The organism is Variovorax sp. SPNA7, assembly GCF_033807855.1.
Classification (GTDB): domain Bacteria; phylum Pseudomonadota; class Gammaproteobacteria; order Burkholderiales; family Burkholderiaceae_C; genus Variovorax; species Variovorax beijingensis.
In genome coordinates, this window is record NZ_CP138513.1 from 2,424,926 (window position 1) to 2,444,601 (window position 19,676).

Below are 19,676 nucleotides of genomic sequence, written 5' to 3' on the forward strand. Positions count from 1 at the left end.
GCCCTCAGGAGCTTTCCCGCTGCTCGACGCGGAACGGGATCAGCACCGTTTCCGCGGGCGGCCGGCGGCCCTCGCGGGAGCCGTCGATCACGCGCAGCAGCAATTCGCCCGCGGCCCTGCCCATGCCCACGCAGTCCAGCGCCACGGTCGTGATGCGCGGGTGCGAGGCGCGGGCCACCTCGAAGTCGCCGAAGCCCGCGATCGCGATGCGGCCCGGCACCTCCCAGCCGCGGCGCTGGCACTCCATCAGCGCGCCGAAGGCCGAGAGGTCGGACACGCACATCACCGCATCCACGTCGGGCCATTGCCGGATCAACTGCACCACGGCCTCGGCACCTTGCGCCATCGAGATCGGCGGCTGTCCGAAGCCGATGACGCGCCCGTCGGGCAGGCCCAGTTCGCGGATCGCCTCGGCATAGCCGCGCTGCCGGTCGGCCCCGCGCGTGTCCCGGTTCGAGGTGCCGCCGATGAAGGCGATGCGCCGGTAGCCCTGGCCGTGCAGGTGCCGCACCATCGCGGCGGCCGCTTCCGCATTGGAGAAGCCGACCGTGTGCTCGATGGGCGTGGCGGGCAGGTCCCAGGTCTCGACCACCGGCACGCCGGCCGCCTGGAGCATGGCGCGCGCGGCGGGCGTGTGGGCACCGCCGGTGAGGATCACGCCCTCGGGCCGGCGCGCGAGCATGGCGCGCAGCAGGCGCTCCTCGGTCTCCACGCGGTAGTCGGTGTAGCCCAGCAGCAATTGCAGTCCGCGCGCTTCCAGGGCGGCCGCGATGCCTTGCGCCGTCTCGGAAAAGTTGGAGTTGTTCAGCGACGGGATCAGCACCGCAACGAAGCCCGAGCGCTTGCTGGAGAAGGTGCGCGCGGTCTGGTCGATCACGTAGCCCATCTCCTCGCAGGCCTGGAGGATGCGCTGGCGCAGCGCCTCCGAGGTCGCGCGGTCGCTGCCCGTGCGGCGATTCAGCGCACGCGACACCGTCATCTTCGAGACGCCGACACGCGCGGCGACGTCGGCCATCGTCGCCGGACGAGGCCGAGGGGCGGATGCTTTGGAAGAGGGCAAGGGACAGGTCTCTCTGGAATGCTGGAACGCGGGTCCGAGGATAGGCGACAGCCGGGCTGAAATGGCAATTCAGACGCGTCGACGCATCCAAAAGGATGCACGGCGCGCCGACACGTGCACCTTCTCACGAGGCGATGCGCTCTTTTCCTACGCGAGGCGTTCGCGTCCGTGAGCTTGCCAGGCGTCGATGGATCTCCAAGGTTGGCCGAATGACAAAGGAAAGCCACGAGGCGCAACAGCTCCTGCAGTGCATGACGACCGAGCACTTCGTGCTGCAGACCGCGCGTGCGGCCACCATCCAGGAGGCGAACCAGCGCGCCAACCTGTTCCTTACGGCGGTGTCGAGCGTCACGATCGCGCTGTCGTTCGTCGCGCAGGTCACGGAAATGGGCCTGCCGTTCGTGCTGTTCAGCCTGGTCCTGCTTCCCTGTCTTTTCTTCATCGGCGTGGCCACCTTCGTGCGCGCCGTGCAGGTTGCGATCGAGGACATGGTGCACGCCCGCGGCATGGCGCGGATCCGGCACTACTACGTCGAGCTCGCACCGGCCATGCAGCAATACCTCATCCACTCCACGCACGACGACAACTCGGCAGTGCTCGTCGACAAGGGATTCAAGCCGTCGCCCCTGCAGTACTTCATGACGACCGCGGGCATGGTGAGCACGATCAGCGGCGCCATTGCAGGCGTGTTCGCCGGCATCCTGGCGCGATCGCTGTTCGGCCTGGGAATGCCGCTTGCCGTGATTTCCGGTGCGCTGGTTTTCGCCGCCTGCATCCTGCTGCTGCGCCGCTACCACCTCCGAGCCTGGGCGGTGGCCGAGCAGCGACTGGCGGTCCGCTTCCCCGATGGGGCCGACGGATGACGTCCTTGCGCGCGAGGCCCCGATCATCACCAACCGACACAAGGAGAGAACACGATGGAATCTCACGAACATGCCCCGCAGCACGAAGGCGGGCACCCCTACGGGATGTTTGCAGTGAACATGCTGCTCAGCTTCGTCGCCATGTACCTCGTCATGTTTTCCATGATCGACGGCTGGGGCGACTTCCGGAACAACCTCAACATGTTCTACATGGCGCTCACCATGGTCGCGCCCATGGGAATCATCATGCTCGCCACCATGCGAGGCATGTACCGCAGCAAGGCGCTCAACGCGGTGCTCCATGCGGGGCTCGCGATCCTGTTTGTCGCAGCCTTTGCCGGTACACGGCAGCAGGGCCTGATCGGCGACAGGCAGTTCGTTGCCTCGATGGTGCCGCACCATTCGGGCGCCATCCTGATGTGCCGCGAGGCCGAGCTCAAGGACCCGGAGCTGCTCAGGCTGTGCGGGCAGATCTCGAGCTCGCAGCGCAATGAGATCGACCAGATGAACGCGATCCGCCAGAGACTGGGTGCGATGTAGCGCAAGCCCGGCCGAGTTGCAGATCACTGGCGTACAAGACGGCCGGTGTCCGCGGTCCTATCGTGCGGCGTTGTCTTCTCCAACTCGCAGGAAACCGATGCCGCCGTCCTTCACGCCGCCTTTCACTTCTTCCGGCCGCAGCGCCCTCGTGCAGGCGCCGCCCTGGCATTACGCCGGCTGGCTCGTCAACGTGGCGTTCGCTTTCGACGCGCGGCTTGGCGCGGCCATGGTGCCGCCGGAACTCGGCGCGCCCACTGGCAAGGGCTGCGTTCATTTCGCCGACTGGCAGTCCTGCGGCAACGATGGGCAGGAACTGCTCGACCCCGTGTATGCCCAATACCGCGAGACCATCGTGGTGCTCGAGATTGCGCCGAGGCAGGGCGGCGATGCGCGCTTCTACTGCCCCCTGATCTACGTCGACCAGGATATTTCGCTGCTGCGCGGCTGGCTGCAGGGCTGGCCCAAGAAGATCGGCCAGACCTGGCTCACCCGCAGCCTGCCGCTGGCGCATCCCGCAGCCGCGCCGCTGTCCACGGGCAGCCGGCTCGGTGCGAGCCTCAGCGTGAAGGAGCGTCGGCTGGTCGATGCCACGGTCACGCTCACGGGCGGCAAGGCCGGGCGCCTGGGCTTCCTCGCCGCACCGACGATCGGCGCGGTGGGCTGGCCCGATCTGACGCAGCCCGGCATTCCCGCGGCGCCTCGCTACCTGCGTGCCGACATCGTGGATCGCGTCGAACCGGGTTGGACGGAAGGCCGCGCGACGCTGCAGTTTCACGAACACCCCGTCGAGGAGCTGTCGCTGCTTGGACGCGTGGAAGCGGCCGGGGCCAGTGCAGGCTGGATCGGCATCACGGTTCGGGGGGCGCTGGCCGCATGAGGGCGCCGCCGGCGCTAACCTTCGGAGGATGAACTTCTCCGCCACCTCCCACGTGATCGGCCTGCCGATGGAAGGCGGCGCACAGATCGAGGCGATGTTCGCGGCCGATCCCAAGGCGCGCTTCGAGCTGCACTGGCATGCCGAGTGGAGCGTGGGCGCCATCCTCGAAGGCCATTGCGAGTTCACATGCGCCGGCGAACGGCATGTGGCGCAGGCCGGCGACCTGGTGCTGATGGCGCCGTTCATGCTGCACACGGCAGGCGTCAGCGCGCAGGGGTTCCGGATGGTGATGCTCTATGTGCCGCATGGCTGGGTGGCGGCGCGCCTCGCGTGGCCACCGGATGAGCGGGGCGTGCTTCGCCAGCGAGTCTGGAAGGACGAGCGTGCGGCCCGTGCACTGGCTGCGGCAGCGCAATCGGAGGATGGTGCGGACGTCGCCGGTCTCCTGGAGCGGATCTTGCGCGCACAGACCGGAGAAGAGCGCGTGCCGGTCGAGCGCCTGCCGGGCGATGCCCGCGTCGAGGCGGTCTGCGAGGCCCTGGCGATGGAAGACGCCTGCCGCATCGCCCCTGCTTCGCTCGCCCAGCGACTGGGCGTGTCGCGCGAGCATTTTCATCGCCTGTTCCGATCGGCCGTCGGCATGACGCCGGCCCACTATGCGCGGCTCGCGCGCATCGGCCGGGCCAAGGCGCTGTTGCGCGAAGGCATCGCGCCTGCCGAGGTGGCGACGCAATGCGGCTTCGTGGACCAGGCGCATTTCTCCAGGTGGTTCCGCCGCTGCTTCGGCGTGACGCCGGGCAACTACATGGCCAGCCGGCAGCGGGTGGAAAGGGCCGCATGAGAAAAACCGCGGCCTTGTGCGGCCGATGGCCGGGCAGACCGGCCCACGCGGCCGCGCCTCAGCGGATCGCCAGCCGCGGCGCGCTGCCTTGCGGACCGGCACTGCCAATCACCGCGGCGCCTTCGAAGCCATGCCGGTGGAAGATGGCCAACACCTCGTCGAGTGCCTCGGGCGCGCACGAAACCAGCAGTCCGCCGCTGGTCTGCGGGTCGGTGAGCAGGGCGCGCTCTTCCTCGGCGAAGTTCTGCGGCAGCGCCACGTCGGACCCGTAGCCGGCCCAGTTGCGGCCGGACGCGCCGGTGACATGCCCCGACTGCACCAGGTCGCGCACCCCTTCCAGCACGGGCACCTGCTGCCAGTCGATCTCCAGCGACAGCTTCGCGCCGCGTGCCAGTTCCAGCGCATGGCCGGCCAGGCCGAAGCCCGTCACGTCGGTCAGCGCATGCACGCCGTCGAGCGCCGCGAGCTCGGGGCCGGGCGTGTTCAGCCGCGTCGTGGTGGCGATCATGCGCTGGTAGCCGGCCGCGTCGAGTGCTTCCTTCTTGAGCGCCGCCGACAGGATGCCCACGCCCAGCGGCTTGCCCAGCACCAGCACGTCGCCGGCCTTTGCGCCGGCATTGCGCTTGACGCGTTTCGGGTGGACCAGCCCGAGCGCGACCAGCCCGTAGATGGCCTCGACCGAATCGATGGTGTGGCCGCCCGCGATCGGAATGCCCGCCGCCCGGCACACCGATTCGCCGCCTTCGAGGATGCGCCCGATGGTCGCCGTGCTCAGCACGTTGATCGGCATGCCGACCAGCGCGAGCGCCAGGATCGGCTTGCCACCCATCGCATACACGTCGGAAATCGCGTTGGTGGCCGCGATGCGGCCGAAGTCGAACGGATCGTCGACGATCGGCATGAAGAAGTCGGTGGTGGCGATCAGCGCCTGTTCGTCGTTGAGCTGGTAGACGGCCGCGTCGTCGGCCGTCTCGATACCGACCAGCAGCTCGGGCGGCATCGGCATGCGCGCGGTGCCCTTGAGAATTTCCGACAGCACGCCGGGCGCGATCTTGCAGCCGCAGCCACCGCCATGCGACAGCGAGGTGAGGCGGGGCTCGGTGGCGGGGGCTTGCGGGAGGGCAGCGTTCATGGTGGTGGCTGGAGTTCGTTCAGGAGTTGGAACAGTGCGGCCTGCTCGGCCCTGGGGTCGAACAGCGGCGCGCGCAACGCGCATTGTGTGCGCAGACTGTCCAGCAGACCGGCCGCGCGGTCTTTGGAACCCTGGCCCGTGCGGCAGGCCTCGAGCAGCGCCACCAGTGCGGCGGCGTCCCCGTGCGGAAAGTAGCCCGCGTAGTCGCCGCCGAGCATGCCGACGTTGCCGGGCACGCGCGACGCCAGCACCGGCGTGCCGCTGCGCACCGCCTCCATGATCACGTGGGCCCCGCCTTCCAGCGCGCTGGTGTGCACCAGCACGTGGGCGCGCTGGATGCGCTGGCGGGTCTGCGCATGGGGCAGGGCGCCCAGCCAGCGGTAGCCCGGGCAGTCGCGGGCGAGTGCGCGCGCGAGCTCGCCCAGCCCGGCATCGCCCGCGTCCCCGATGTGGTCGATGCGGATGTCCTCGCGTCCGCACAGCAGGTGCGCCGCGTCGAACAGCGTCTGCGGCGACTTGACCTGCCGCAGGTGGCCGACCATCACCGCGCGCAGCTGGCGTGCGGACTTGGGCAGTTCGGCGCGCGCGGATGTCGACTGGTACACCACGCGGGCCTTGCTCCGGCATTCCGGCGGCAGGGCCTCGGCGCCCAGCGCCTGCAGCACGACCAGGCGCTGCGCCAGCTGCAGCGAGCGCTGCGCCTGCGGGTCGCTGCCGATGTCCTGGTACAGGTCGGTGCCGGTCAGCACCACGGCCAGGCCGCGGCCGGGGTGGGCCTTTGCCCAGTGCGCGATGGACTGTGCCGAGCGCCGCGCGTGCAGCGCCAGCATCACGGTGTCGGCCGATGCGCCCGCATCGGGCCACTGCTGCACCACGCGTGCGCTGCAGGCCGGCGACAGCAGGGTCTTCCAGCGCTGGGCGGTGCGCCAGTTGCCGTTGTTGGCGCCGGGCAACGCCGGGCTTACGATGACAACCGATGGATTCGACATCGCCTGTTTATAGCGTGGCCGCCGCGCCCGAGGCACTCGCGCTTCGCGCGGGGCCGCCGGCCTCGGTGCGCGCGGCGCTGCTCGCTGCGCGGCGGCGCACGCTCGATCTTGCGGACGATGTTCGGGCCGCGCTGGGAGACGCCTATCCCGGCATCGGCTACGCGCCCGAACTCAATCCGCCGCTCTGGGAACTGGGCCACGTGGCCTGGTTCCAGGAATGGTGGATCGGCCGCAACAGGCAGCGCGCCCGCGGCGTGGCCTGCGAGCCGGACCATGCGCGCGAGCCCTCGCTGCTGCCGCAGGCCGATGCCTGGTACGACTCCAGCCGCGTGGCGCACCGCACCCGCTGGGCGCTCCCGCTGCCCGATGCCGAAGCCACGCGCGGCTATCTCGAACGCACGATCGCGCAAACGCTGGCCCTGCTGGACGAGCTCTCGCCCGATGCGCACGACGATGCGCTCTACTTCTTCCGCCTGGTCGCCCTGCACGAGGCCATGCATGCGGAAGCGGCGGCCTACATGGGCGAGGGCCTGGGCATCGCGCTGCGCGAGGGCGGGCCTGCGCCGCAGCCTGCGGAGGATGCCGAACTGGAACTGCCGGCGCAGCGCTTTCGCATCGGGTCCGACGCCGGCACCGGCTTTGCGTTCGACAACGAGCTGCTGCCCCACGACGTCGCCATCGAGCCGCTGCGCATCGACGCGCAGCCCGTGAGCTGGGCGCGCTTCCTACCGTTCGTGGAAGGCGGCGGCTATGAGGAACCGGCGTGGTGGTCCGACGCAGGCCGCGACTGGCTCGCGCGCCAGTCGCTGCGCCACCCGACCCATCTTCGTGTGGCGGGCACCGGCTGGCAGCAGCGGCGCGGCGGCCGCTGGCTGCCGCTCGACCCGATGGGCGCAGCGGTCCACCTGAACGCCCATGAAGCCGAAGCCTGGTGCCGCTGGGCCGGGCGGCGGCTGCCGACCGAAGCCGAATGGGAGTGCGCGGCGCTCACGCTGCCGGGCTTCGCCTGGGGCCGGGTCTGGGAATGGACCTCGAGCCCGTTCGAGCCTTACCCGGGCTTCACGCCCCATCCCTACCGCGACTACTCGGCGCCGTGGTTCGGCACCCGGCGCGTGCTGCGCGGCGCCTGCCATGCCACGTCGGCGGCGCTCGCGCATGCGCGCTACCGCAACTTCTTCGAGCCGCACCGCCGCGACATCTTCGCCGGCTTCCGCAGCTGCCGGGCCGCCGGCGGGTGACCGGGGCTCTTGCGGTCTAATCCCCGCCTTGTTCTTCGCTTTTCGGGAGTCTCATGAAATTTGCTGTTTTGCCGCGCTTCGTGCTGGCGCTGGCCTTGCTGGCTTGTGCCGCGGCCGCGCAGGCCCAACAAACCTTCCGCATCACCGCGATTCCCGACGAATCGCCGACCGAGCTCGCGCGCAAGTCGGCGCCGCTGGCCGCCTACCTGGAGCGCAAGCTGGGCGTGAAGGTCGAGTTCACGCCGGTCACCGACTACGCGGCCGCGGTCGAGGCGCTCGCCAACAAGCAGGTCGACCTGGCCTGGCTCGGCGGCTTCACCTTCGTGCAGGCCAGCCATCGTTCGGGCGGCAAGGTGGTGCCGCTGGTGCAGCGCGAGGAAGACGAGAAATTCCGCTCGGTGTTCATCACGACGAACCCGGACATCCGCTCGCTCGCCGACCTCAAGGGCCGCAACCTGAGCTTCGGCTCGCAGTCCAGCACCTCGGGCCACCTGATGCCGCGCAGCTTCCTGCTGGCGGCCGGCATCGACCCCGACCGCGACCTCAAGCGCGTGGCCTATTCGGGCGCGCATGACGCCACGGTGGCCGCGGTCGCATCCGGCAAGGTGGACGCCGGGGCGCTCAACATCTCGGTGTGGGAGAAGCTCGTGGCCGACAAGAAGGTCGATCCGGCGAAGGTGCGGGTGTTCTACACCACGCCTGCCTACTACGACTACAACTGGACCGTGCATGCCGACATGCCGGCCGCCAGGCGCGAGCAGCTGGTGCGCGCATTCGTCGAGCTGAGCCCGGCCACGCCTGAGGGCAAGGACATCCTCGCGCTGCAGCGCGCCACGCGCTTCGTGCCGACGCGCGCCGAGAACTACAAGGGCATCGAGGCCGCGGCGCGCAACGCCGGGCTGCTGAACTGACCGGCGCCATGCAGGAGCGAGGCCGGTGAACATCGAGCTGCGGTCGGCGTCCGGCCGTCATCCGGCGGCCCCCGCCGCGGCGCCGCCCGCACTGCGGGCGCTCGACCTGCACGTGGCGGCGGGCGAGCAGGCCGCGGTGATCGGCCCCTCGGGCGCCGGCAAGACGACGCTGCTGCACCTGATGGCCTGCGCGCTCGCGCCCGCGGCCGGCAGCATCGAGCTCGACGGCCGCAATCCGTGGCGGCTGCCCCGGCGCGAACTGCAGCGCCTGCGCGGCCGGCTGTTCCTTGCGCCCCAGGTGCCGCCGCTGCCGCCGCGCCAGCGCGTGGTGACCGCGGTGCTGGCCGGCCGGCTGCCGCGCATCGGGCTGTGGCAGGCGCTGCGCAGCCTGTTCTATCCGATCGGCATCGCGCAGGCCGATGCTGCGCTGGCGCGCTTCGACATGGCGGACAAGCTCTTCGCGCGCGTGGACCGCCTGTCCGGCGGTGAGCGGCAGCGCGTGGGACTGGCGCGCGGCCTGCTGTCCGAGGCGCAGCTGCTGCTCGTCGACGAGCCGCTGTCGGCCCTGGACCCGGCTCGGTCCGGGCAGGCGCTGGACACTCTCACGCAGTGGGCGCGCGAGAGCGGGGCGACGCTGGTGGCCACCCTGCACGACGTGCCGCTCGCGCTGCAGCACTTCCCGCGCATCATCGGCCTGCGCGACGGGTCGCTAGCCTTCGACCTGCCGACCGCGCAGGTGACGCCGGCCCTGTTGCGCGAGCTGTATGCGCAGGAGCCGGCGCAGGCTGGGGTCCTCGACGAGGGCCCGGTCGCAGCGGCTCCTGTCGTGATGCACTGCCGCTGACCATGGCCGCCGTCCCGTCACGCACAACACCGGCCGAGCGCGACCCCGCCTGGGCGCACCGCGTGTTCTGGCTGCTGGCCGCGGCCGTGGTGCTGTGGCCGATGCTCGTGCTGACCGAATTCAAGCCCTGGCTGCTGCTGGCGCCCGGCAGCATGGAGCCGGCGCTGCGGTTTCTGGCCGGCTTCGTGCCGCCGCGCATGGACGCGGAGTTCCTGGCGCTGGTGGCGCGGGAAACCTGGCGCACCGTGGCCATTGCCACGGCCGGGCTGACGCTGGCCATGGTGCTGGCGGTTCCGCTCACGCTGCTGTCGGTGCGCTCGCTCTCCATCTCCGGGCTGGCCGGCCGCATGGCGGCGCTGCCGGCGGTGCTGCGCTTTTCGGTGCGCGGCCTGCTGATCGTGCTGCGCAGCGTGCCGGAGCTCATCTGGGCGCTGGTGTTCGTGCGCGTGGTCGGGCTGGGCGTCACGGCCGGCGTGCTGGCCATCGCGCTGACCTACGCCGGCATGCTGGGCAAGGTCTACGGCGAGATTTTGGAGAGCGGCGATGCCCATCCCACCGAGACGCTGCTGCGCAACGGCGCCGGCCGCATCCAGGCCTTTTTCTACGGCCTGCTGCCGCAGAACGCGGCAGAGCTCACCAGCTACACCGTCTATCGCTGGGAGTGCGCCATCCGATCGTCCGCCGTGCTCGGCTTCGTGGGCGCGGGCGGCCTCGGCCAGCAGATGGATTCGTCGATGAAGATGTTCAACGGCGCCGAGGTCAGCACCATGCTGCTGGTGTTCGTGCTGCTGGTCGCCGCCACCGACCGGCTGAGCGCCTGGCTGCGGCGCGCCCTGGCCTGAGAGCCTCCTCGCCATGCCCAAGATCGAGCCGCAATCATCCGCCGCCAACGAGGTCTACCGGCTGCCGCCGCCGCTGTTCGATGCGCGCTGCCGCGCCTGCTGGATGGTCGCTGCGATGGTGGCACTGGTGGTCGCGAGCTTCTGGTCGCTCGACCTGCAGTGGGCGCGCTTCTTCTCGATCGATTCGCTGGCCCGCATGGGCCGCTTCGCCGGCGAGCTCGCGAGGCCGGCCCTTGGCGCGGCCTTCCTGCAGAAGCTGCTGCCGGCCGCGCTCGAGACGCTGGCGATGTCGGTGGTCGGCACCTTGCTGGCCGTGGTGGCCGGCCTGCTGCTCGCGCTGCCCGCGAGCAAGCTGCACGCCGGCGATCCGGCGCGCTGGCGCGGCCCCACGCGGCTGCTGCTCAACGCCCTGCGCAGCGTGCCGGAGCTGATGTGGGCCGCGCTGCTGCTGATTGCCGCGGGCCTCGGGCCTTTCGCGGGCACGCTGGCGCTGGCGGTGCACACCTCCGGCGTGCTGGGCCGCCTGTTCGCCGAGAGCATCGAGAACGCGGCGCAGGGCCCGGCCTTCGCGCTGCGCGTGCGCGGCGTGCCGGAAGGGCGGGTGTTCCTCTATGCGACGCTGCCGCAGGTGCTGCCGCAACTGATGAGCTATGCGCTCTACCGGTGGGAGAACAACATCCGCGCCGCGGCCGTGCTGGGCGTGGTCGGCGCCGGCGGGCTGGGCCAGATGCTGGCCTTCCACCTGGGCCTGTTCCAGATGGGCGAGACCGGCACGGTGCTGCTGGCGATGATCGTGCTGGTCGCCCTGGTGGATGCCGCGAGCTACATCGCGCGGCGGCTGATGGGGCGGTGAACCGCGCCCGGGCGGCCGCTGCATGAGAAACTACAGCTGAAGGCCATCTGTATGAACGAAAGCGCCAAGCTGTTGAATTTGAAAGAAAAAGTCATTTCCGTCGCGCCCATGATGGATAAATCGGAAACCTGAGATAAATCAACTACTTAGGGGCGTCCGTGTGCACGGCGTGTGCACCAGTATTGCCAAGTTGGAGCGCTTCGGATGACCTAGTGTTGATTGCCGCCGAAAATTGACCCAGCTAACGCAGTAATTTCCGTCTAAGACTGACCCACGTAAAACCCTACCCTGCTCATTTTTAAAGCAGGGGATCCTAGGAGTGATAGACGTGGCGACATTGAGTGTCATCAGACGCTGGGCCCTGCGCGAGCAGATGTCCATTCGCGAGATAGCCAGGCGTACAGGCCTGTCTCGCAACACCGTAAAGAAGTACCTGCGAGCCGGCGATGAAGAGCCGCGCTACGCCAAGCGGACGAGCTCAAGCAAGCTCGATCCCTATGCCGAGAAGCTCGCGACCTGGCTCGCGATCGAGGCAACCAAATCGCGCAAACAGCGGCGCAATCTGCGGCAGATCCACACAAGGAGAACACCAAGCACTTATCCACACCGTGAAGCCTTCAGGCTCACAAAGCGGGTGGGTCAGTATTCAATGGAAATCTCGGGTCAGAGATCGATGGAATCCAACAAGCTGGTGAAGGAACGAGGCGTGTCGGTGGCGCAGGCTGCACGCGACCTCGATGTGCACGAGAACGTGCTGCGCAAATGGGTACGTGAGGCGACTGCGGACCCGCAGCAGGCGTTCCCTGGTCATGGCGTGATGAAGCCCGAACAGGCTGAGCTGGAGCGTTTGAGGAAGGAGAACGCCAAGCTGCGCATGGAGCGTGACCTGTTGAAAAAAGCGGCGGCCTACTTCGCCAAGGAGTCGATGTGAAGTTCGGCTTCGTTGCGAAACACCGAGGGACGTGGCCGTTGGCAATGATGTGCGAGGCGCTCGGTGTCTCGCGAAGCGGCTTCTATGCGTGGCTTAGCAGGCCCCGAAGCCAACGCAGTCTGGAAGACGAGGTGCTCGGCAGCCAGGTGCGTCAGAGTTTCCTGGGCAGTGACCGCACCTATGGTGCCCGGCGCGTGTGGCATGACGTGCTGGCACTCGGTCAGCGATGCGGATTGCACCGCATTGAACGGCTCATGCGTCAACAGGCCCTGCGTGCGAGGCCACGACGCAGAGGCTTGCCGCAAGACCGAGGCCAGCGCAGCGCTATCGCCGACAACGTGTTAGACCGGCAGTTCCAGGCTGATGCGCCCAACCAGAAGTGGGTGGCCGACTTCACGTACATCTGGACGGCCGAGGGCTGGCTGTATGCCGCTGCGGTGCTCGACCTGTACTCGCGTCGCATCGTCGGCTGGTCGATGCAGGACAGCATGACCTCGCAACTCGTGGCCGATGCGTTGATGATGGCCGTGTGGCGCCGGGGCAAGCCGGTCGCGTTGCTGCATCACTCCGATCAAGGAAGCCAATACACCAGCGAGCACTTCCAGGAGCTGCTCAAGGAGCAAGGCATCACCTGCAGCATGAGCCGCGCGGGCGAGGTCTGGGACAACTCGGCCATGGAGAGCTTCTTCAGTTCACTGAAGACTGAGCGCACGGCTAGAAAGGTGTACCGGACCCGGGAACAGGCCCGCGCTGATGTGTTCGATTACATCGAGCGGTTCTACAACCCGACGCGTCGTCACTCGACGCTCGGCTACGTCAGTCCGATACAGTTCGAGAAAGCTCAAAAAGCTTAGGTCGGTGTCCACGAAACCGGCAGCAGCCCACCCGAGCGAACACTGATGCTGAACCGCGTTCATAAGCAGCAGTCCGAACGACCTCGAGTCAATTTGTAGCAGGCCAGCTAAGTGCCGGCGGATTTGCACGCCGGTGGCACCCTTGGCTGGCCCTGGCGTTCCTTTGAACTCCTTATCGTGAGGAGATTCCAGAATCAAGACGACGCAGGGGATCGTTGGCCGGGAGTCGATTTCCTGCCTGGTTGGAAAGTCGGTGGCCGCATCTAGCAGGTCCGAAACCACGCCGACGTAGGTGTCCGGGCAAGTTGCGGTCTCCAAGCCGCTCGTAAGCGAACCGATTGACCGACGCACGACGTTTTCGAAGCGGCTACTCGTGTTTTTCACCCAGCGGGCCCAACCTTAGAAATCGATTGCCATAGAGACGAATTTCTGTGAAATTACCAGCAGCAGTACATTTTTATACAAGCTGCTGCAGCGCATGAGGGGCGCGCACCACATGATCTCCATAGACAGCTTTCTTGCTGCGGTTACGGCCCCAGCAGTACTCGACAAGAAGCTCAACAAGGAACAACTCGAATCCGTCAAGCAAGGTCTGAGCCCAGCTCTGATGATTGTTGCGGGGCCGGGGTCCGGGAAAACGACTGTCCTGGTTCTTCGTGCGCTGCGCCATGTCCTCGTGGATGGTTTTCAGCCAGACAACGTCCTAATCACTACTTTCACTCGCAAGGCTGCCGCCGAACTGAGGGATCGTCTTATCGACTGGGGCACCCGGCTGGTTGAATACTTCGAGTCTGACGCGGCGGCAAAAGGAAACGCCACCTTAGTGACTTGGCTTGGACGCATAGACATCAACTCGTTCCAGACCGGAACCTTGGATAGTTTCTTGCAGGACTGGCTGCGTGTCATCAAGCCAGTCGGTTCGCCCAATCGCATCATGTTAGAGCAATTCGCGGCGAAGTTCATCTTCCGAAGAAAGATCTTCAGGGGGGTGAACGCGGCACAGGCTTCGGGAGCATGGGGAACCCAGGGCGCGAGCAATCCCCTGTACGACTACCTCGGCCAATTTACCTTCGATGGCAGGCCGCCTCGGACTCAAGGAGACGCCGCCGACAAGGCGTTCGAGCTAAACGGTCGACTGGTCCAGGACCTCGTTGATGCTTCGGCATGGGCGACGGCAGGAATCACCGCAGGCGCCAACGGTAAGTCGGCAGAGCAGATCCAGCACGATCTCCTGACCCAATATCGCGACTACCTAAATCAACAGTTACTAGTCGACTTTTCGACGTGTGCGCACGTCATCCTGGAAGCAGCGCGTGCGGGCACCTTGTATCCCAACTCATCGATGCCAGAGATCAAGGCGCTGCTGGTTGATGAATATCAAGACACCAACCCGATACAAGAGGCCATCTACCTTGAACTGGCGAAGCGATCGGGGGCGGCTTTCACGGTGGTTGGGGACGACGACCAAGCGCTCTACCGCTTCCGAGGTGCAACGGTGGAGTTGTTCACGAATTTTGTGACTAGGTACCAAGCCAATGTAGTTGCCGTGGCCCCGAAGCCGGTGTACTTGATGCGCAACTATCGGTCATCGCCACAGATCATAAATTTCTTCAACACCTTCGCGACTCACGACGCAGGTTTTCAGGCAGCCAGGGTTCAGGGCAAGCCACAAGTGGTCGTGTCGAAGACTGACGAGGGAGTGCCTATCCTAGGGTTGTTTCGCGCCAACACGGACGACATCGCCACTGATTTGGCATCGGTCCTGGAAAGCATCTTTCTGGGTGCCGGCTTTCAGGTGCCAGGCACCTCCACTCTGATCGAAAGAGATGGTGCCGCTGGGGCGATGGGTGACGCGTTGCTGCTGTCGTCCACCGTTCGTGAGTACAAGGATGACGACGACAGAACGGCCCGGTTACCTGCTTTGCTCAGAGAAAAGCTCGAAGCTCTAGGCTCGGGTGTTTTCAATCCGCGTGGCCAAGACTTGCGCGACATTCCAGATGTGCGAATCTTGTTGGGCCTCATTGCGGAGTGCGTAGACCCCGGGGCAAACCGCGAGTTGACGATGTACATCTCGAACAAATCGAAAGAGTACATACAGGAATGGCGGGCAACCGCTTTAATCTATGTGGGTACAAACCCCGCGCCTCATACGAAGAGCGGCAGCCTTGCGAGTTTTGTTGCTGGTTGGAAATCGCGAAAGACGGGCAACGGTAAGAAGTGGCCGGACGAGTGGCCGGTACTCGACTTGATCTACAAGCTGATCACTTGGTTGCCCAGATTTCAAGACGATCCGGAGCATCAAATCTACTTGGAGGCCATCACACGCTGTGTCGCGCAGGGCGCGAACTATTCCGCGTACAACCTTGATGTGCTCAATCATGCGGCCTCGTCGCCCAAGGCAGAGCACAACGAGCGCAGTGTCAACAGTGTGTTTTCGGACGTTTTGGTGCCGGTGGCTGAGCGTGAAATAGACGTCGATGAGGACTTGCTATTTGCGTTGCCCCGGTCGCGCTTAAATATCATGACAATTCATCAGTCAAAAGGACTTGAGTTTCCCGTCGTGATTGTGGATGTAGGTTCTGACTTCAAGACCAACCATCACACCCAAGCCTTCCGGCGATTTCCCAAGAAGCCCAGTTCGCAGGCAGACATGGAAGATCACCTTGCGGTTCATACGCCGATCGGGGCGTACCGCACAGCCAGGCCGGCGCTTGACCGGACATTCGACGATCTCGTGCGCCTGTACTACGTCGCGTACAGCAGGCCAAAGCACTTGTTGATCTTGGTGGGGACAACCAACTGTATGCAGTATGGGAGCAAGATTTCTAACGTCGCTATGTTTTGGCAGCGAAACGGAGACTGGACTTGGCGCGCGAATAACCCTCCCTTGACAAAGCAGACGCCCGCCCAGCCCGAGAATCACCCTCTGCTGCTTATCTAGGAGACCAGTGATGAAATTAACAGCGCGCGAGGAAGCGAAATCGATCCCGGACTACAGCCTCACCGGTGACCTCTTGTCATACATGAGGTGCTCTAGGCAGTACCGTTACCAGAATGGAAGTGCTCTGCCTCCGGCGAGGCCAGTTCAGTTGTGGTTCGGTGAGTTCGTCCATGGCGTTATGGAGATGGCTTTCACTTTATGGCGCGCCAAGGGATACCCCCTGCCTTGGCCATGCACCCCCATCGAATGGAGCGCGCGGCAGAACGATCTTGGTTTGGCTGAGAACGACATTGGTGAAATAGGCAGACGCGTTGAGAATACCTTGGCGATCCAAGGCAAATCGGCAAGAAATGCTTCTGCCCGCTTGTCTGCATACGAACGAGTTCGGGAGGCGATTAATCTTGTCGGGCCGCACCTTTTTCCACTCGTCGAATGCGCTGAAGAGCCGCTCACTGGCTCTCGGTTATTACCGCCTCACCCGCAGGGCGAAGCATTGCGCGCTAGTCGTTACGGGCTTACCGGTGTCGTAGATGTGCTCACTGCGATCAAGATGAACACCGTGCCCGCAGAGAACCTCATCAGACAGGCAATTGAAGAGGAATTGGCTGCACAGGGACTTGAAACTCCTCCCGAGTATGAGGTGATCGTTGACTACAAGGGCGCGGCTCGCCCCGAGTCGAACGCTGAGTACTGGCAGCAGCATGAATGGCAGATCCAGACGTATGGATGGCTGCGTCAGCGGAAGGCGGACGCCAAGCCTGTGGTGGCGGGGATACTGCTGTACATCAATGAGTTGCTGCCGAACTCTGATGACATGCGAAATATGGCGCGTGCATTTCATGAAGGGCGCAGTGACGTTCTTCCAGAAAAGGGTTCCCAGGACTTCAATACCTTGAATTTGTGGAGGCAAGGCGTGGCCGGCGCGAGCAACCTGTCCGTTGGTTTCAGGATCAGGCGCGCTTTGCGTGTGATTCCTATTACCGAGGCCAGCATCGCCAGATCATTGAAGGAGTTCGACAGAGTGGTGTTGGAGATCGAGTCGAACATCTCGGAAGAGGTGGCTGACGGGGCAATCTCTCACGTCTGGGACGCGAATTGCAACGACGCCCAGACCTGTGTCGCTTGTGACTTTCAACCCTCCTGCCCAAAACCGTCGGGCTCTCCGTCGCACTACGAGATTGCTCCGCCTATGGCTCCCTGAAGGCGCATACGTTCTTCGCGCCTCGCGATTGCGATCCGCCTTCCAAAGCCGCGGCGTTTGCAACGCCTTGACCGTGTTCGACGGGACTTGCGCAAAGCCTAGATTCCTCGCGTTCAATCCACGACGTCAGTGTCTTCGGAGAAAGACCGAGTTGTCGCCACCCAAGGCGTCGCGCAGCGCGAAGCTCAGTAAGAGCGCGGTGATCCCGTCTTGACTGAAGTCGCAGCTCAGGCTGGCAGCCAGCGATGCGGCAGCAACTCTCCGACGCGACTGGCCGGGTGAGTAGGCAGCCGCTCAAGAATGTCGCTGAGGTACGCGTGCGGCTCATGTCCATTGAGCTTCGCTGACTGGATCAAGCTCATGATGGCCGCGGCGCGCTGGCCTGCCCGTAGCGATCCCGCGAACAGCCAATTCGATCGTCCGATGGCGATCGGGCGGATCTGGTTCTCCACCCAGTTGTTGTCCGCCGGCAGATCGCCGTCGTCGATGTAGCGCGTGAGCGCCTTCCAGCGCTTGAGGCTGTAGTCGATTGCCCTGGCCGTGGCCGAGCCATCCGGCACCCTCTGCCGTTGCCCATCGAGCCAATGCTGCAGGGCATCGGCCACCTTGCGGGACTGCTCTTGTCGTATTCGACGTCGCTCGTCAGGCATTAGCTCGGCGACCTCGCGTTCAACAGCGTAGAGCTCGCCGAAGAACTTCAGCGCCTGCTCGCCGATCGGGCTGCCGTGATTGGCCCAGAGTTCGTGGAACTTGCGCCTTGCATGGGCCAGGCAACCCGCCTCGGTGATGCCCAGCTCGAAGCACGCCTTGTAGCCACTGAAGTCGTCGCACACCAGTGTGCCGCGCCAGCCATGCTCGCCCGGCAGCCCGAGGAAGGCGCGCGCATGCTGGCCGCCGCGGCTGTCGGCGAAGTCGAACACCACCGCGCGCAGCGCGCTGTAGCTCGTCGTGCAGTAGCTCCAGAGGTAAGCCCGGTGTGTCTTGCCGTTGCCGGGCTTGAGCATCGCCACGGGCGTCTGGTCGGCATGCAGCACGCGGTCTTCGAGCATCTCGCGCTTGAGCGCGTCGACCAGAGGCTGCAGCTGCACGCCGCATTGTCCAATCCAACTGGCCAGCGTCGAGCGCGGGATGGCGAGGCCCGTGCGAGCGAAGATGGCTTCCTGCCTGTACAGCGGCAAGTGGTCCAGGTACTTGCCCACCAGCACCTGCGAGAGCAGCCCACCCGTCGGGATGCCCTTGTCGATGATGTGCGGGGCGACAGGCGCCTGCACCAGCGTCTCGCAGTTCGTGCAGACCCACTTGCCGCGCACGTGGCGCTCGACGCTGAACACCCCAGGGCGGTAGTCGAGCTTCTCGGCCACATCCTCGCCGATGCGCTGGAGCGTGCAGCCGCAGGCACAGGTGGTGCTCTCGGGCTCGTGGCGGATCTCCCGGCGCGGCAAGTGCGCGGGCAGTGCCCGGCGCTTGGGTTGCTGCTTCTCGCGCTGCGCGGCCGGCACCGTCGCGAGGTCCTCCAGCTCACGCTCCATCGCTGCCAAGTCGGCGTCGATGGTCTCTTCCAGCAGGCTCTTCTGCTCGGCATTGAAGGCTTCCGACTTGGCGGCGAACTTCAGTCGCTTGAGCACGGCCATCTCGTGCGTGAGCTTGTCGATGGCGGCCTGCTTGAACGCGATCTCGTGGTCGCGGCGGGCAATCTCGAGCTTGTCGGCTGCAGCCCCTCTCCTCAGGGAGAGGACCATCTCGCGCAGTTGCTGCGCGTCCAGGTGGTCAAGGTCGGCCGTGTCGATCACGGAAGGTGATGGTGCCCCAGCGTGCGGGTCCACGCATCAGCACATTCGGCAATTGCACTACAGCACGCAGATCACTCCAGCTTCGCCGATCCGCTGCCACGGCAGTCCGAGCACCAGCGCATCGAACTGGGGAGGAGTCAGGCTGAGGGTGGTGCCGCTGTCCTTGGGCCAGGCGAACTTGCCCTGGTGCAGGCGTCGTGCCGACAGCCAGATACCAATGCCGTCGTGCACCAGGACCTTCATTCGGTTCGCGCGTCGGTTGGCGAACAGATAGGCGTGGTGCGGGCGCGCGGCGCCGAAGACACGAACAACCCGTGCCAGCGCCGCTTCGGTGCCTGCGCGCATGTCCAACGGCTCGACGGCCAGCCACAGCGCGTCGACGCGGATCACCTGAGGATCTCGCGCAGCCAGGCGGCGCATTGGCCTGACGCGCTCAACGGCCATGTCACGTTCACCGCGATCGCACCGCGGCGAAGCTCGAGACGGATGTCACTTGCGACGGTGGGATCTGGCGCCAGCGTGAGGGAGACGAACTCGGCTTGCGGGTCGCCGGCCTTCGACGCGATGCCTCCCGCGTCGACCATGCGGCGCCACTTGTGAACGAGGTTGGCGTTGAGGCCATGGGCCAGCGCCACTTGAGCCACAGACGCCCCGGGCTCTGCGCACGCCGCCAACACTTGCCGCTTCAGATCGGCCGCGTGGCGCCGCCGGCTCACGCGCTTGGAGTCTTCCATAGGTGTCCACCTAAATCCTTGGTGGACACCATCGTCATAGACACAAGCCCGCAGCTCAAGACGGGATCACCGCGCGCTTACGAAGCTCATTTCGTATCCCATCGGCTTGTGCGCTGATCGCTACGAACGGACCGGCGTTGCGGATGTCCTGTCGTACGTCGTTATCAACGAATGTCCGTGCTCCAATCCCTTCAGGCAAACGCTAGAGCGGGTGTGTACGGCGCTGCCTCACCAG

Annotated in this window: 18 protein-coding genes and 1 pseudogene; 13 read left to right on the forward strand and 6 right to left on the reverse strand. The window is 65.7% G+C overall.

Annotated elements, in window-relative coordinates:
- Window positions 1-4: 4 nt before the first annotated feature.
- Window positions 5-1,015 carry a LacI family DNA-binding transcriptional regulator gene (locus tag RZE77_RS11195; protein WP_319441899.1) on the reverse strand — a complete coding sequence of 337 codons (1,011 nt, stop codon included), beginning with the start codon at window positions 1,013-1,015 and terminating at the stop codon, window positions 5-7.
- Between the two features lie 254 nt (window positions 1,016-1,269).
- On the opposite strand from RZE77_RS11195, the gene RZE77_RS11200 reads away from it, so the two are divergent.
- From RZE77_RS11200 to RZE77_RS11215, 4 genes are all read left to right on the forward strand, one after another.
- A complete protein-coding gene (locus tag RZE77_RS11200) occupies window positions 1,270-1,923 on the forward strand; it encodes a hypothetical protein (protein ID WP_319441900.1) in 654 nt (217 codons plus the stop codon).
- 54 nt (window positions 1,924-1,977) lie between these two features.
- Complete coding sequence (locus RZE77_RS11205) at window positions 1,978-2,463, forward strand: DUF305 domain-containing protein (protein ID WP_319441901.1); 486 nt, start codon at window positions 1,978-1,980, stop codon at window positions 2,461-2,463.
- 97 nt (window positions 2,464-2,560) lie between these two features.
- The gene (locus tag RZE77_RS11210; protein WP_319441902.1) at window positions 2,561-3,340 is read left to right on the forward strand and encodes an acetoacetate decarboxylase family protein; all 780 of its coding nucleotides are present in this window, start codon (window positions 2,561-2,563) and stop codon (window positions 3,338-3,340) included.
- Window positions 3,341-3,368: 28 nt separating this feature from the next.
- Window positions 3,369-4,181, forward strand: a complete 813-nt coding sequence (locus RZE77_RS11215) for a helix-turn-helix transcriptional regulator (protein ID WP_319441903.1) — start codon at window positions 3,369-3,371, stop codon at window positions 4,179-4,181.
- Window positions 4,182-4,239: 58 nt separating this feature from the next.
- On the opposite strand, the gene senC is transcribed toward RZE77_RS11215, so the two are convergent.
- Both senC and senB read right to left on the reverse strand, forming a co-directional pair.
- Entirely contained in the window at window positions 4,240-5,313 is a 1,074-nt protein-coding gene (gene senC, locus RZE77_RS11220; RefSeq protein WP_319441904.1) for a selenophosphate synthetase SenC, read from the reverse strand.
- Window positions 5,310-6,302 (reverse strand): selenosugar synthase SenB, encoded by a 993-nt coding sequence (gene senB / locus RZE77_RS11225; protein WP_319441905.1) that lies wholly within the window; start codon window positions 6,300-6,302, stop codon window positions 5,310-5,312. Before senB ends, senC begins: the two co-directional genes overlap by 4 nt.
- Between senB and senA the strand changes: the two genes are divergently transcribed.
- The 9 genes and pseudogenes from senA (at window position 6,290) to RZE77_RS11270 (ending at window position 16,917) form a co-directional block, all read left to right on the forward strand.
- Window positions 6,290-7,540, forward strand: coding sequence for a selenoneine synthase SenA (senA, locus tag RZE77_RS11230; RefSeq protein ID WP_319441906.1), 1,251 nt, complete (start codon window positions 6,290-6,292; stop codon window positions 7,538-7,540). The genes senB and senA overlap by 13 nt on opposite strands.
- Before the next feature lie 53 nt (window positions 7,541-7,593).
- The gene (locus RZE77_RS11235) at window positions 7,594-8,451 is read left to right on the forward strand and encodes a putative selenate ABC transporter substrate-binding protein (protein WP_319441907.1); all 858 of its coding nucleotides are present in this window, start codon (window positions 7,594-7,596) and stop codon (window positions 8,449-8,451) included.
- A 25-nt stretch (window positions 8,452-8,476) separates the two neighbouring features.
- Window positions 8,477-9,295, forward strand: coding sequence for a phosphonate ABC transporter ATP-binding protein (locus tag RZE77_RS11240; protein WP_319441908.1), 819 nt, complete (start codon window positions 8,477-8,479; stop codon window positions 9,293-9,295).
- Between the two features lie 2 nt (window positions 9,296-9,297).
- Window positions 9,298-10,137 carry a PhnE/PtxC family ABC transporter permease gene (locus tag RZE77_RS11245; protein ID WP_319441909.1) on the forward strand — a complete coding sequence of 280 codons (840 nt, stop codon included), beginning with the start codon at window positions 9,298-9,300 and terminating at the stop codon, window positions 10,135-10,137.
- Between the two features lie 13 nt (window positions 10,138-10,150).
- A complete protein-coding gene (gene phnE / locus RZE77_RS11250) occupies window positions 10,151-10,990 on the forward strand; it encodes a phosphonate ABC transporter, permease protein PhnE (protein ID WP_319441910.1) in 840 nt (279 codons plus the stop codon).
- Between the two features lie 319 nt (window positions 10,991-11,309).
- Window positions 11,310-11,567 (forward strand): annotated as a pseudogene (locus RZE77_RS11255) (helix-turn-helix domain-containing protein); the annotation flags it as partial.
- Between the two features lie 72 nt (window positions 11,568-11,639).
- Window positions 11,640-12,775, forward strand: a protein-coding gene (locus tag RZE77_RS11260; RefSeq protein WP_405547598.1) for an IS3 family transposase whose coding sequence is annotated in 2 segments (ribosomal slippage) — window positions 11,640-11,892 and window positions 11,892-12,775 — 1,137 coding nt in all. Because the reading frame shifts where the segments join, the coding sequence is not laid out codon by codon here.
- Between the two features lie 496 nt (window positions 12,776-13,271).
- Window positions 13,272-15,716, forward strand: a complete 2,445-nt coding sequence (locus tag RZE77_RS11265) for an ATP-dependent helicase (RefSeq protein ID WP_319441911.1) — start codon at window positions 13,272-13,274, stop codon at window positions 15,714-15,716.
- A 10-nt stretch (window positions 15,717-15,726) separates the two neighbouring features.
- The gene (locus tag RZE77_RS11270) at window positions 15,727-16,917 is read left to right on the forward strand and encodes a PD-(D/E)XK nuclease family protein (RefSeq protein ID WP_319441912.1); all 1,191 of its coding nucleotides are present in this window, start codon (window positions 15,727-15,729) and stop codon (window positions 16,915-16,917) included.
- A gap of 227 nt (window positions 16,918-17,144) precedes the next feature.
- Here the strand turns inward: RZE77_RS11270 and tnpC are convergent, their stop codons facing one another.
- From tnpC to tnpA, 3 genes are read right to left on the reverse strand one after another with little or no spacing between them, the layout of a single operon-like run.
- Complete coding sequence (gene tnpC, locus RZE77_RS11275) at window positions 17,145-18,707, reverse strand: IS66 family transposase (protein ID WP_405547421.1); 1,563 nt, start codon at window positions 18,705-18,707, stop codon at window positions 17,145-17,147.
- A 57-nt stretch (window positions 18,708-18,764) separates the two neighbouring features.
- Window positions 18,765-19,097, reverse strand: coding sequence for an IS66 family insertion sequence element accessory protein TnpB (gene tnpB, locus RZE77_RS11280; RefSeq protein WP_319441913.1), 333 nt, complete (start codon window positions 19,095-19,097; stop codon window positions 18,765-18,767).
- A complete protein-coding gene (tnpA, locus tag RZE77_RS11285; RefSeq protein ID WP_319441914.1) occupies window positions 19,094-19,441 on the reverse strand; it encodes an IS66-like element accessory protein TnpA in 348 nt (115 codons plus the stop codon). The genes tnpB and tnpA overlap by 4 nt, the downstream gene beginning before the upstream one ends.
- Window positions 19,442-19,676: the final 235 nt, after the last annotated feature.